Genomic DNA, 13,646 nt, shown 5'->3' on the forward strand with positions numbered 1-13,646 from the left:
CTCGAGCTTTCGAGCCGGAGGAAACCTCATGCCCGCAAACGCCACGAATGCTTCGTCGGAAGCACAGGCCTTGCTGTCGCAACTGATCTACCGCGCCGGCTTCGACCGCCATGAGTTGGAGATCGTCGGAGGCGAAGACGGCCAATTCATCCGCCTTCCTGCCGGAACGGACCCCATGACCTTCAAGGTCCGGGACCTGGGGCACATGCTCAAGTCCTACGGACTGCCCTACGAGATCATGACCGACCCGGCGACCTAGACGCCAGCTCGTCTTCGCTCTCGAACTCACCGCTTTGCTTCAACATGGAGACCTCGCATGCTCGATGCCGATGCTGCACGCCTTCCGTCCGGCTCCGCCGATGCCGGCACGACCTCCGGACGCCGTCGCCGTTCCCTGCGCCAGTCCGCGGAGGCCCTGGTCCTGGTCCACCCTTCGGTCAGGCGCCTCACCGACGATCGGGTGCCTGACGACCTGGCCGATGATCTCATGATCGCCGCGGAGGACTTCACCGCCATCAAGGTCGCCCTTGGCCGGCGCGAGGTCTACCTGGTCTGCGTTTGCAACGCGGCCTGGCGCGGCCATGGCAGGCATGCCTTCTTGGAACTGAAGGCACTGGCCGCAACCATGGGCCACACGATCGTGCTGGTGCCGGAATCGTTCATCCGCCGCGAGCCCCGCCTGACCAACGCCATGATGATCGCGGGTGCCGAAGGTGCCGAGATCGGCTTGACCGACCGCATGAAGCTGTTGGCCCACCTGATCGACAACGGCGGCAGCGCACCTTTGCTGGACCTGGCGGTGATGGTACGCGGGGAGGAGCCGATCTCGGCCATAATGGCCCTGGTCGTCGAAGGCGGCCTCTATGTCGACCTCGACAAGCCGATCCTTCCCGCCACCGAAGTGCACCTGGTGCAGCCGCTATGAGCCGGCGCCACCAGGCCGTGAACTTTTTAGGCGCCGATCCCCTCGCCACCGCGGATCGACTCGAAGCCTTGGCGGCGGACCTTCGCCGGCTTGCATCCGGTCACGCTCCGTCTGCCGCGCAACTGGCGGAGGCGCCCACGCTCGGGGAATGGGGCGTGCTGTCGCGCTCCGGCATCGCCCTGGTCGGCACGGTCAAAGGACACCCGAGGATCGCGGACCATCGCCCTGCGATCACTTCCGAGCTTTTCGCCATCGACGGGGACGAACGCTGGGCGAGGACGATGAGCCGGTACTACCTGCTCGAGCCGCGCCGCACCGGGGAGAAACAGCATGGGTGAGCTCGACGATTTGGTTTTCCCCGAGGAGCAGCATGAGATGAGGACGATTAAGAACACCAAGGACGAGCGCACGATCCAGGAGCGGCTGGCCGATCTCGTGGTCGAGCGCACTCTCCCCAAGTCGGTGCGCAACGCGTTGGCCAAGGGCACGAGCGGGCACCTGGTGGTCGTAGTGCCCTCAACGGAATGGCAGGAGCCGATCGGCGAGGCCATTGCGGAGCTGCACGACACGGTCCATTCGGTTTACCCCGGCGGTCCGAAGGCGGCTAAGGACGACCGCAAGGCGGTCAAGTTCCATCTGGAAGCCGGTCACGTGGTGGTCGGGGTGGCGGTCACGCCGTCTACCCTTCCACCGTTGCTGCGCACCGTGGCATCCGTGACGGTGACCGTGCCCGCTCCGGACCCTGCCTTGTTGCGGAGTTTCCTTCGGAGCGTCTGCACCGGTCCGGTTCCCCGCGGCCTCGATGCACTCAACGTCGGCGCCCTCGACTTCGACGAGATCTGCTCCCTCGTTTCCTTCCAGGCGGATGCCGCCGGCGTGGTGGAGAAGCTTGGCCGGGCCATCGCCAACAAGACCGGGATGACCCGCGGCGACGAGGTCCTGCCCTCGATGGAGGAGGCTGTCGAATTCGGTGACGCTCGTCTCTGGGCGCAGGACCTCAAGATCGACCTGGCAGACGTCGCCGCACACCGGATCGGGTGGGCCGACGTCGACCGCGGTATTGTCCTCCATGGCCCGCCGGGCACGGGCAAGACCACATACGCCCGGTCGTTGGGGCAATATCTCGGCATTCCGGTTGTCATCGGCAGCATTGCCGACCTGTTCGCCAGTACAACCGGCTATCTTGATACTGTCATTCGCGCACAGCGCGATCTATTCGAGCGGGCGAGATCCGCCGCGCCATGCCTATTGTTCCTGGATGAGCTGGACCAGGTGCCTAATCTTGATGCCACTGACAGCAAGAATAGGGATTATTGGGCTCCGGTCGTCGCCGATTTCTTGATTGCATTGGACGGTGCGGTGGCCGAGAGGGCCGGCGTCATCGTGGTCGGAGCGACAAATCGGCTGCATGCGATTTCGCCCGCCATCTTACGAAACGGGCGCCTCGAACGAGCCGTTTTCCTGGGTCCGCCAGGTCCGGATGGAGCAGTGCGCATCCTCCGGCATCACCTCGGCTCGGCACTCCCTGGTGCCGACCTCGGCGACGTCGCCGCGATCTGCGCCAGTCGCGCGATGACGGGTGCGGACATCATGGATGTCGTCCGCAGCGCCCGCCGCCGGGCCCGCCGCGCCGACCAAGAGATCACGCTCGACGACCTCAAGTCGGTCCTGATGCCCGGCGGGGAAACATCGCCCGAAGTGGCGAGGCGTATCGCCGTCCACGAGTCCGGCCATGCCCTCCTTGCCGCACTGCACATGCCCGAGAGCCTGAACCTGGTCACAATCGAACCCGGTGGTGCCGGCGCCAACAGCGGCGGTCACACCCAACTGGCGGTACCAGGAACGCGAATCGAGACCATTGTCGAACTCGAGAACAGGGTGGAGATGCTTCTGGCCGGACGGGCAGCCGAGATTCTCATCTATGGCTCCCCCAGCTCGGGTGCGGGCGGTTCCGCCTCGAGCGACCTGGCGCTGGCGGTTCAAACGTTGGCGGTCGCTTACCTCACTCTCGGCCTGATCGACGGCACGCCACGTTGGCGCTGCGAACCCGATGAGGTAATGCTGCACCTCATGCGCGACCCCATCGCCTGCCATGCAGTCGAGACCCGACTCGGCATTCTGGCCGACAGGTCCCTGAAGACGCTCACCGCGAATCGGGATGCGCTCTGCAGGCTATCTGACGCATTGCTGGCGCGAAGAACCGTCAACCGAGATGACATCCTGGCAATCGTCGACACCAAAACAGAGTCTGAAAGCTCTGCCTCCATGCCTCGCAAGCGTTACTGAGCGCAGCCTGGTGTGACTTTCCAGCAACAGGATGTGAATTCTGTGGACACTCGAAATCTTCGTTTTTTCCGGTGTCAACATTGGATCGGCGAATCAGAGAACCGGCTACCGAAAGCGCCCCCAAGGCATCACCAGACCCGACTGGCACGGTCGAGTCTCAATCCGGCACCGACGCCGGAACCCAGGCCTCGTTCTTAAAGTAACACGTTAAGAAATTGAAATAAGGTAGAGTCCAAACTCCACCATTCCGGTTGCACCCTCACCAGAAAAAATCGCGGAGGGCCTTTTCAACCCTGGGTTCTTCCGCAGATGATGATGGCGGATTCGAACGGAGCCTAGTCCGAAGAGAATACCAGAAAATGAAAACGCCCCGGATTTCTCCAGGGCGTTGAAAATACCGACGACCCCACCCAGCCTGCAAGCAAAAGGGGTTCGTCCAAGCACTGCAATGGACCTACGGCCCGTTGCGAAACCGGCCTCACAGCCGACCGTGCACACCACGACAGACCTCTCAGTCCGTCGCCACGAACCGGCCTTACAGCCGACCCGCTAACACAATGGACCCTCCGGCCCATTGCCATGGAACCGGCCTTACGGCCCGAACCACGCTCAGGAGTATCTGCTGGACGCAGCCTCGCGTCAAGCTTTCTCCGGGCGTGAGTAGGAGAACTCATGCCTGAATTCCCCGGCGATCCGGAAAACATCGCCTTCGATACTCCCGTGCCCGATGCCCTGTCGCGTCGGCCCCGCAAAAAGGAACGGCTCGACCTGAGTCGTCAACTCCGCATGGACCGCGAACTGGTCGTGGCCCACATCTTCGTTGCCGACGACGGCGGTCCGGTCCGCACCATCATCAACGGGCGGCACCGCAAGCCGACCGGTCGCCATTACATGATCAAGGCCGGTTTCCGCAGTTCGCCATGGGAAAGCATGGAGGGCGAGTATCCCTTCATGCAGCTCTGCGAGGTGGCGACCGCGGTGCATCGTTTCCTGGCGCAGCCTCACCGGCTCGAGATGCAGGTCGTGGGCAGCGCCAAGCGCTGGGTGTACTTCCCCGATGCCCGGATCGAAGTCGATCGCGCGTTCGGCGAGATGCTGCTGAACGGTGTTCCGTTCGACCAGGCCGTTGCGGAATGGCGCCCGCACATGGCGGACGGCGTGAACATGGTGGTGTTGGTCGAGGTGAAGACCGACAAGGACCGTCGTGCCGACGAGAGTGACTACAAGGCCAAGCTGACTCTGGCGCGGGAAGTCTATCACCGGCTCGGCTGGGGCTTCGTCACCGTCCGCCAGTCCGACATCGCCATGCACGACATCGCCTATTCCGTCCGTGAGATCGGTCTCGACCACGACACCTCGGTCGATGCCGAGGATGTGCGGGTCGCCGCCGAGTACGTGGCCGCAACTTACGCCGATCTTGCCGGCCTCGTTCGTGCGCTGGGCGGTCGCCCCATCGGCATGGCCAAGGCGGCGGCCCTGCATGTGCGCCGCGTCGTTCACATCGGTCTCGACAACGACCTGCGTCCCGACACCCGTGTCCGCCTCGTCGGCGACGGCAAGGACCTTCATGGAGTCATGCGTCGATGAGCTTCAACGGCATGAACCTGCCCAGGATCGACTTCGACCTCGAGAAGGACGACGTCTACTGGATCAAGGAAGGCCCCGACAAGACTTGGGCTGCCCGGTTCGTCCGCATGGACATGCGCGGTCTGCTTGTCTTCGAGCGTGCCGACGGCCCCGATTTCACGGTCGCTGTCCCGCTCTTCAAGCGCATGCGTTCGGACGGCAGGGCCGTACGGGTTCCGGTGAAGCTACGGACCCGGAAGAGCCCGCTCGAGCTCGGGGATGTCGACCCGACCAATCTGCTCGATCCCGAGGAAACCGGCATCACCGTGACGGAGCAGTCGCGCCGCCTGAAGAAGGTCGAGATCTTCAACCATGCGAAGGATGTCCGCTGGTTCGTGGTGGAGGCCGACGAGAAGCCGCTGCTCACCCGCGGCCATGCCGGCATCCGGGACTTCATCCAGTCCAAGGAAGCGGAGGCGCGCCGCAATGGCGTCACCTTCATCCCCTCCGCACCGACCCTGCTGCGGGCCATCGACCAGTGCGGGGTCTTCCAGTCCCGCCCGCTCTCCGCGTTCTTCTACGACTACGGCAAGCACGACAAGCTCCGCCGCTGGCACCCCGCGGTCATCCGCGAGGCCGACAAGATGGTGCAGGCCTACTGGCACCCGGACAAGAAGCCGCTGCACGAGGTCCGCAATGACTTCTGGGACGCCATCAACACCGAAATCAACGACCTGAAGGCCAAGCGGCTGCCGGTGCCCCCTTCCTTGCGCAAGCCGTCCAAGGAATGTGTTCGTCTCTGGATCTCCCTCGCCGAAGATTGGTACCGCTGGAAGGAACGCTATGGGCAGCTTGCCGCCGACGCCCGCTTCCGCGGTCGCGGCAAGCACATCGAGGCGACGCGTCCGCTCGAATACGTGGCGTTCGACCACACGATCGTGGACTGCTGGGCCCTGGTCGAGGACGAGGACGGCAACATCCTCCTGGTCGAGAAGCCCACCCTCACGCTCGCGGTGGACGTTTGCACCCGCATGCGCCTGGGCGCCGTGCTCACCTACGAGCCGCCCTCCATCTACACGGTAAACCTCTGCCTCAAGCAGGTGATCCGCTTCAAGGACTTCCTGGTCGACGAATTCGGCGAGGTGAAGGGTGCCTGCGACGGTTGGGGCAAGCCCAAGTGCATCATCGTCGACAACGGCTGGGAATTCGTCGGCATGTCCTTCCAGGCCACCTGCGAGGCCGCCGGCATCTCGGTGATCTGGGCACCCATCCGCACGCCCCAGTTCAAGGCCGTGGTCGAGCAGGCGTTCGATGACCTTAACGAGCATGTCTGGCACCGCCTCCCAGGGGGCATCCCACTCACCCCGCAACTCCGGGCCAAGCTGGGCATCGATAACCGCGTCAACTCGGCCCACACGATCCGCCAGTTGGAATACCTGATGTGGCACCACTTGGTACACGTTCGCCACCTGGAGCCCAACGGGGAGATCGGCTGTGCCCCGGCACAGAAGTGGGCCCAGGGAATTCAGAACAAGTCACGGGCCACCGTCGACGATCCTGCCTTGTTCGACGGTCTTCTCGGCCAGGGCAAGCGGTGCGTGCTCACCCCGCAGGGTGTGGCCGTAGATGGCCAGCGCTTCCACGACCCCGAGATCACCTCCGAACTGCTCAACCGCCTGCTCAAGTACGGGCGCAAGAAGCACGTCAAGGGGTCCTTCCACAAGACGGGCAACGTCGACGTCTTCGTCACGTGTGACCGCGTCGACGCGAGCTACGTGATGATCTGGGACTTCGACCGCCGCAAGTCGGTCAGGATGCCCAATGTGAAATCCCGCTACACGCAGGGCACCAGCTGGAAGGTGGTCGAGGCGGTCGAAGCCTTCGCCACCGCCCAAAGCATCGCCTTCCACGACGAGGACGCGATGATCGCGGCCAGGGCCGCCTACAACCGGATGATCCGCTCGCAACTGCCGATCGAAGGTTTCGGCAAGGCCCGCAAGCGTGCCGCCGAAATCGACAAGGCTCCCAGTCTCGTGCCGGGCGACCGTGTCATCCAGGAAGCGGTGCAGGCGACGCCTGACGGAAGTGCCGACGTTCGCCACGACACGGCGGCGATCCACCGGACCGACGACCGCATCCCCTCCATCGGGCGCGATCGCGGGAAGCCCAAGCGGGAGAAAAAGCCCCGCGACAGCCCCGGCAAGGCCCGATCGCCGGAGCTTCCGGTCGTCACCCCCACGTCCCATACCGAAGACTATGCCTTGCGCGACCCTATGGGCTTCCTGCGCCAACTCGCAGCTGCAGATCAGGAGTAAACACCATGAACAAGATCGTCTCCCCCTCCAATATCGCCATGATCACCAGTGCTGTCTGGACCACCTTCGAGTCCCTGCACATCACCCACGACGCGCTCACCAAGGCCCATGAGCAGTTCGATGCCGTCCGCCTGGCGCACGCCAAGGCCAAGAACAACGGCAAGCCCCGCCGTAGCCTGTGCATCTTCGCCCCGTCCCATTCGGGCAAGAGCCACACGGTGGGCAGCTACATCCACAATACCGTGCTGCCGCGCCTCGTGGCGGAAGACCCGTCGTTGGCGGCCATGGATGCGGACGAATTGGCCCGCAAGCAGAAGAAGGTCGTGCACGTGACCCTGTCCGCCCAGGCGACCCCGAAGAGCCTCGCCACCGACATCCTGATCGCCTTCGAGGATCCGAACCCCGACAAGGGCACCAAGCAGTCCTTGTGGGGTCGGGTCTACAAGCTGATCCGTGACCTGGGCGTCGAGATGCTGGTGATCGACGAAATCCAGCACCTTGCGAACAAGCGCATCAAGATGTCGGCGACCGGCGACCAGATCGTCTTCGACCATTCGCGTGACCAGAACGTGGCCGACACCCTCAAGGTCATGATGATCCGCGGGTCGGTCCCCTTGGTTTTCATGGGCATCCTGCAGGCCCGCGATCTCTTGATGGCGAGCACCCAGTTCAAGGGGCGCGTCCTCGACGAGATCGAGTTCGAGACCCCTCGTTGGGCCGTGGAGAAGGAACGCCTCGACTTCATGTCCTTCTGCGGGCGCCTGGCACTCAAGCTCAAGGAGACCGGCCTGTTCGAGGAGCCGCCCCCGCTCGTCAACGGCGACATCCCCAGCCGGCTCTATGTCGCATCGCGGGGTCGCCTCGGCCTGCTCTGCCGCATTGTCGAGAAGGCGACCATCCTCGCACTCACCCGCGGCAACAAGGTGCTCACCCGCAAGGACCTCGAGGAAGCCGTGGACATCATCATCGTGGGACGCGGCGAGCTGACCGAGAACCCGTTCCACGCGGCGCCCAAGAGCCTGGAGCTGGTCTGATGCCCAGGCTCCCCATCCCCGTCCGCATCGCGGAGGACGAGCACCTGGCGGGCGCCCTTTGCCGGGCGACGTCCGCCAACGGTCGCCGCTTTCCTTCAGAGGTTCTGGCCCTCGTGGGTATCGACACGCTGCACCCGGCGAGCATCGCTGCCAGTCTCAATGAGATGGATGCCGCCGGTCTCGCCGAACTGCTGGGAACGGAGGTGGCGTCGCTGCGGCGCGCCACCCACCCCATTGCAGACGATGGCCGTTGCCTTTTCTTCGGCACGTCCATCCGCACCAAGCACGCGAGGGGCCGATCCGTCGCGTCTCGCCCCGCGGGCTTGCCGAAGCGCCCTATATCCGCGCCATGTGGCAACTCAGGCCGATCGGCTTCGATCCCTGCACCAAGGAGCTCCTGCTTTCTGACTGCCCGGTATGCGGCGCCACCTTAGGGTTCTCCCGCACCTACGGCGTGTGCTTCTGCGACCGCTGTGCGGGAAATGACGACCTGGGTTTCGTGCAGCCTGCGGTCGACCTCCGGGACTTCCCGCAGCCGCTGGTCGAGATCGAGGACATGGCGGCACTGGATTTCGTCACCGGGCTGATCGACCCCGATCCGGCGGTTCGGGAACGGTTCGCTCCGGCATTTGACGATGATCTGACCGGCCTCGATCGCGGCGAGATCTTCGACCTGTGCATGGCCATCGTCGGCGTCCTTGATCAGGACCCGAAAAGGGCCGTCACCTCTCCGGCCAAGCCCACCACGCGTAGCGACTACGAACGCCTGTTCACCCCGGAACGCCTGGCGGAAGCCGGGCGGATCATCCTGGACTGGCGTACCGGTTTCGATGGCCTGTGCGATCGGGCGCGTGCGACATCCCATGACCGCCCGGGTTTCTACGGCATCAAGGCCGAACTCGGGCAGGTCTATGCGCTCACCGCGGACCGGACCTTGACCGAGAGCGTGCGCAAGGTGGTTCGGGAAGCGGTCCTTCGCAACATGGCGACGAGCTCCGCCGGCGTAACCGTGCGGCGCACCGAGCACCGCGGTCGCACCGACCTGATCACGTCCCAGCAGGCTGCCGAACGCTTCGGCATTCGCCTGAAGCTCTTCCAGCGACTGGCCAAGACACCGGAGCTGACGCACCATCGCGCCCCGGGGACAAAGAAAGGGCCGGTGCTGTTCGTAGCGGAGGAGATCGCGGCCCTTGCGGCAGTGCGGGCGGATCTGGAGAGCGCCTCCTCCGTGGGCCTCCGCCTCGGCATCCCGAACGGGGCCGTTGCGCAGCTCGCGCAGGCGGGCCTGATCGAGAAGGTGACCGGGCCGGTGCTGCTGACGGTGGTCGGCAAGAACCAGTATCGCCGCTCCACCGTGGATGCCCTGATCCGCGACATCGAAACCAAGATCGGCAGCGGGCCCACCGGCACCTTCCATATCCGGCTCAGCAAGGCCATGTACCGGCTGCCGGCTGGCGAAAAGCCATGGGTTGCGCTCGTCCAGGCCGTGCTGGCAGGCCGTTTGGCCGTGTTCGAGGTGGCGGGTCGCCTGAGCGCCACACTGGTCAAGCTTGCGGCATCATCCTTCGAGGAGGTGGTGGCAGCCGTCGCCAGTGAGGTTGGCATTAGCGACGCCGTCGAGCCGATGGTCACCCGTGCCGAGGCAGCCGACATCCTGGGGATCACGGTGGCTACGGTGATTGGTATGATCGACGCCGACCTGTTGCCCGAGCACGGGTCCGGTGTCTGCAACCTGCGCCGCGCCGACGTCGTGCAGGTCGCCCGGACCTATATTTCCACCGCCGAGGCCTCTCGCCTTATCGGCGTGGGTTACCGCTGGGTCCGGGGCAAGCTGGCCGAGGGCGGCATCGAGCCCGTGGCCGAACTCAGCGAGCACCGCGGCATCCTCTACGACCGGGAACAGGTCACGGGCTGGCTCGCCACCTCAAGGAAGGACGCCGCATGACCAGCATGGCTGGATGCGAAACTGCCGTGGATGAGCTCGAACGCTTCCGGGCCGAAGCCAAGGCCAAGGCACAGGATGCCCTTCAGGCAGACATGTTCCTCGAGGCCGACATCGACGCTGCCGGATCGGCTGAGGAGATTGCCTCGTTGCTCCGTCGCAAGAAGAACCGTCGTCCTCGGACGAGCAAGCACGTGATCGTTGATGATGTTGGCCACCAGCAGCTCGAGTTCGAGTACGCGATCGCCACGGATGTCATCGACGAAACACACGTAGCTCCGAAGGCATCCCGGTCAAAGGCGATCGTCGTGATGCGGGCGCGTACGTGTGGTCCAATGACCAGTCGTTCGAATTTTGCAAATTGTTCTGGCAGTCCGGCTCTTCGGAAGCAACAGATGCATCGCCGGTGCGCAAGGAGGGGTGGGCTGATCCCGCTGCCACGTTCCGATTTGGTGCACCGGGTTCAACCGTCTAACATGAACAGGTGATTGGAAAGACGATCCGGCTCGGCTGAGCGCGGACGGCGACGCATAAATCGCCGGCTCCTTAATGGCCGATCGGAAGTTTATATCCACACCATAGAGAACAGGCGTGCGCCTGCATGACCCCGGTCGTCGACTCGACGAGCCGGGCGTTTTCTTTTGCCGCTCATCCGGGTCACGCCGCCACTTCGGCAACGGATCGACTCATAAAACGTGGCCAGATCGGCCCAATCGACTCACGGTTCACGGTCGCGGGTCGAGAATCGAGTCTTGAAACGTGGTCCAGTCGAATCTAGGCTTTTTGCCGAGCCCCGGAATGCAGGGGCGGATCGACTCAACTCTTTTTGGTCGCATTACGGATTCCGCCTCTTGCGTGGGGAACGCGATGACGTTCCCCACTTTTTCCCCCACGAGGCACAGACGTCAAACCCATACAGCTTGCGCTTGGTGCCGGGATGCTGCGGCAAAAAAGGTCGAAAACCCGCGGCGTCGCGTGTTTCAGACCAAACCCGGTGAGCGAGGTAGGCTTGTCCAAAGACTGACTCACCCTCCCTACCGAGCACGCCCGCTTTCGCTGACCCTTGCCGCCGCCACCGGAAAGAACTGCCCATCATCACGGTCTGCCAGCCACTTGGCCAATAGATGGCCACATCGGCTGCAGTTCCACGGAGTTCCATTTGGAAGGTTTGCGGCGCCGACTGAATTAGCTTGGCGACAAGAAGGGCAGCAAATCACTGCATGAAAATTGGCTGACATAACGCCACCTCAAAGGTTTCGTGGCGGCAGCTTGAACCTCTTGGGGGCATTGGACTGTCATCGCCGATGCCACAAACTGGTCAGCGATTGAGGCCAGTATTGCACGTGAGACTGCGCTTGTCGTTTAATTATGACATGTCGCAGGGGGCAGGCGCGGCATAAGATATGCTTGGTCATGTATTCGCCAGCAATAGGATCCTGGTCCCTTCTAGGTCGAAGAGCGCAACAAGCGTTTCCGCTTCGCGTTGGCGACGCAGATTCGAAACCTCCGTTTCAGGCGGATTATTTGGCAGCTCCGCTATAGTAGAACCGCTCATAACGGCCTGGTTCCAGGTTCGAGTCCTGGTGGGCCCACCAATTTTCAGACCTTTTCTACCCGCAGTGTGGCTCGGCTAGCCCAATGCCCGCCGCGTCAGGTCGATATGGGCGGCGTAGACATCAGGATCATCGATGGCCCGGCAGCCCAGGATGACGACCGACGCATTTGGTCCGAGATGCTGGGTCCACGACGTTCCAAGACCACCGGCCCATCCCACTTCGCCCGCAAAGTCGGACCCGACCAGGCGACCTGCATCGACCGATAGACCATATCCCCAGCCTCGACCGTCGAGGAAAGCGGCCCCCGCGTCCCGCTGGCTCGGCGTCAGGTGGTCGGACAGCATCCAGCGGAGCTGTTCTTGGCCAATGACCCGGCCCCCTTGTCCGTTGCCGCCGCTGCCGATCTTGCGGGCGAAGGCAAGATAGTCGGCAGCGGTGGAAACCATGCTCGCCTCGAACGCCTGTCGGCGCAGCCACGCGCTGGAGCCGGGTTCATCGGTCTGCGCCAAGTCAGCGCTGTAGGCCGCCGTCAGGCGATCGCGTTTCTCTTCAGGGACGACAAATCCGGTATCGATCATGCCAAGCGGCGCCGTGATCCGCTCGGCTATCACGTCCGACAACGGCTTCCCGGCAATCCGGGACACGAGGACACCCTGGACGAGGGTCGCTGCATTGTAGAACCAGCTGGTCCCCGGCTGTGCCATGAGCGGCAAAGACCCGATATGGCCCATCCACTCGTCCTGGCTCATTGGATTTGCCGGATCGTCGGGGCCATATCCCAGAAGCCCAAGCCTGGAAATCTCGCGCTGGATCGGCGTTGCGCCGGGATGCATCGGCAATATGCCCGTACCAAGCCGGGAACCGAGCAGGTGTTCGACGGTGATCGGTCGCTCCGCCGGCACGGTCTCGTCCAACTGGGCGTCGATCCGCTTGAGCACACGGGGCTGCGCAAGTTCCGGCAGCCACCTGGCAACCGGATCATCCAGGCCAACGAGACCATCTCCGATCTGCTGCAGCAGGGCCAGCGCAACAATGGGTTTGCCCATGGACGAAATCCGGAAAATCGCGTCCGGCGTCATCGCGCGCCGCTCCTCGCGTTCCATATGGCCCGCGGAGAACAGGCTGATCCTTCCGTCCCGCAGCAGTCCAAGGACCGCACCCGGCTGCAACGGTCCTTCGACCAGGCTCTGAAGTCGCTCTTGAAGGTCTGCATCCTCAGCCACTTTGCTCTCCCCGCGCCGGCAATGTCACTCTCTCAAACGCGACGAACGGACCGCGGATATTTCGACACCCAATGAATATCTGTTCGCAAAGAGAACGGGAGCGCCCACGGAGCCAACCGCCCATACCCCAGGCCTGTCGCCTGCCCGACGGTACCAAAAGCGGTCGATGCCCCAGCCTTTGGGCGCTGTGCATCGCGCTCGCCGCAGCCCCTGCGAAGCCACACTTTTTATCCTCCCCCTTCTTCAGGGGGAGGCCGGGTGGGTGCTTTTGCGAAGATGCATAGCCCCCGGCTCATTGCCGTGGGTGACGCGCGATGGAGCGGAAAATGCGGTGGAAACAGACGGGCAGCATCCGACCCCATTCCGTCCATTCCCACGCAATTGTGCTCAGCCTAAAAGCCGCCCCGCGAACTCCTTGGGTTTGTCTCTCATGCTGAGACCTTCAGAGTCTTGATGGCGTTCTGCGCCAGCGTGAAACGATAGGTGAAGTGGATCGGGCTGCCCGGGAAGTTGCCATGACCGGGACCTTCAAGCACGACCTCGCCATTGTCTTCCCGCGCCGTTTCTGGCGTAAAGATTGCCTTCACCGGAAGCACTTCTTCCTCGAGCAGATGGCGGATCGCCGCCTGTCCCTCAAAATGCTTGCCGTTGTCGATGAAGACGGCATCGGGCGAGAAAGGCTTCATCATGCCTTCGATGTCGAGACGGGCATTTGCATCAATGTAGTCGGCGATCGGCTTGGCTAGGTTCAGTGTCACTGGTCATCTCCTTGTTGGTGATGACGCTAACTTAGTGATGG

General features: G+C 63.4%; 11 protein-coding genes. 8 read left to right on the forward strand and 3 right to left on the reverse strand.

Features of this window, described 5'->3' with window-relative positions:
- The first annotated feature begins 28 nt into the window (after positions 1–28).
- The 8 genes from MQW79_RS06675 to MQW79_RS06710 all read left to right on the forward strand — a co-directional run bounded on the left by MQW79_RS06675 (position 29) and on the right by MQW79_RS06710 (position 10,071).
- A complete protein-coding gene (locus MQW79_RS06675) occupies positions 29–259 on the forward strand; it encodes a hypothetical protein (protein WP_476587536.1) in 231 nt (76 codons plus the stop codon).
- A gap of 57 nt (positions 260–316) precedes the next feature.
- Positions 317–925 (forward strand): hypothetical protein, encoded by a 609-nt coding sequence (locus tag MQW79_RS06680; RefSeq protein WP_476587537.1) that lies wholly within the window; start codon positions 317–319, stop codon positions 923–925.
- Positions 922–1,263, forward strand: coding sequence for a DUF6634 family protein (locus MQW79_RS06685; protein WP_191772224.1), 342 nt, complete (start codon positions 922–924; stop codon positions 1,261–1,263). The genes MQW79_RS06680 and MQW79_RS06685 overlap by 4 nt, the downstream gene beginning before the upstream one ends.
- A complete protein-coding gene (locus tag MQW79_RS06690) occupies positions 1,256–3,211 on the forward strand; it encodes an AAA family ATPase (RefSeq protein ID WP_476587538.1) in 1,956 nt (651 codons plus the stop codon). Before MQW79_RS06685 ends, MQW79_RS06690 begins: the two co-directional genes overlap by 8 nt.
- Before the next feature lie 672 nt (positions 3,212–3,883).
- Positions 3,884–4,798 carry a hypothetical protein gene (locus MQW79_RS06695; RefSeq protein ID WP_476587540.1) on the forward strand — a complete coding sequence of 305 codons (915 nt, stop codon included), beginning with the start codon at positions 3,884–3,886 and terminating at the stop codon, positions 4,796–4,798.
- Positions 4,795–7,092, forward strand: coding sequence for an integrase catalytic domain-containing protein (locus MQW79_RS06700; RefSeq protein WP_476587542.1), 2,298 nt, complete (start codon positions 4,795–4,797; stop codon positions 7,090–7,092). Before MQW79_RS06695 ends, MQW79_RS06700 begins: the two co-directional genes overlap by 4 nt.
- 5 nt (positions 7,093–7,097) lie before the next feature.
- Positions 7,098–8,126, forward strand: a complete 1,029-nt coding sequence (locus tag MQW79_RS06705) for an AAA family ATPase (RefSeq protein ID WP_476587543.1) — start codon at positions 7,098–7,100, stop codon at positions 8,124–8,126.
- Positions 8,127–8,376: 250 nt separating this feature from the next.
- Positions 8,377–10,071, forward strand: a complete 1,695-nt coding sequence (locus tag MQW79_RS06710; protein WP_476587544.1) for a hypothetical protein — start codon at positions 8,377–8,379, stop codon at positions 10,069–10,071.
- Here MQW79_RS06710 and MQW79_RS06715 read toward each other — a convergent pair.
- From MQW79_RS06715 to MQW79_RS06725, 3 genes are all read right to left on the reverse strand, one after another.
- A complete protein-coding gene (locus tag MQW79_RS06715) occupies positions 10,014–10,340 on the reverse strand; it encodes a hypothetical protein (protein ID WP_476587545.1) in 327 nt (108 codons plus the stop codon). The two genes, MQW79_RS06710 and MQW79_RS06715, sit on opposite strands and share 58 nt — an antisense overlap.
- A 1,358-nt stretch (positions 10,341–11,698) precedes the next feature.
- Complete coding sequence (locus tag MQW79_RS06720) at positions 11,699–12,847, reverse strand: serine hydrolase domain-containing protein (protein ID WP_476587547.1); 1,149 nt, start codon at positions 12,845–12,847, stop codon at positions 11,699–11,701.
- Between the two features lie 428 nt (positions 12,848–13,275).
- A complete protein-coding gene (locus MQW79_RS06725) occupies positions 13,276–13,605 on the reverse strand; it encodes a nuclear transport factor 2 family protein (protein WP_476587548.1) in 330 nt (109 codons plus the stop codon).
- Positions 13,606–13,646 lie beyond the last annotated feature (41 nt).

The sequence above is a fragment of the Devosia sp. Micro-HW1 genome, assembly GCF_056341075.1.